Raw genomic sequence first — 407 nt, forward strand, 5'->3', positions numbered from 1 at the left:
GCCCCGCACTGCGCACCGGTTCGGCCGGGTCCGCGATCGCCGTCGGGAACGCCGACGCCGAGATGCTCGATGCCGCAGCGCGACTGCTGCGGCTGCTCGACCGTCCGGATGACGCACCGGTGCTCGCGCCACTGGTCGAGCAGGAAATCCTATGGCGTCTGCTCACCGGGCCGCACGGCGACACAGTGCGCCAGATCGCGCTCGCCGACAGCGCCCTGACCTACATCAACCGCGCGATCACCTGGATGCGGGACAACTATGCGAGCCCCGTGCGGAACGAGGACCTCGCGCGGATGGCGGGCATGAGCACCTCGGTGTTCCACCGCCACTTCCGTGCCGTGACGGCCATGAGCCCCCTGCAGTTCCAGAAGCGGATCCGATTGCAGCAGGCCAGGTCTCTGCTCGTC

General features: G+C 69.0%; 1 protein-coding gene. It reads left to right on the forward strand.

Annotated elements, in window-relative coordinates; genetic code table 11:
- Positions 1-407 (forward strand): AraC family transcriptional regulator (locus KDL01_RS42455; protein ID WP_212534346.1); only part of this gene is annotated, 407 nt, incomplete at both ends.

Origin of the sequence: Actinospica durhamensis, from assembly GCF_018139695.1 — a bacterium.
GTDB classification, from domain to species: domain Bacteria; phylum Actinomycetota; class Actinomycetes; order Streptomycetales; family Catenulisporaceae; genus Actinospica; species Actinospica durhamensis.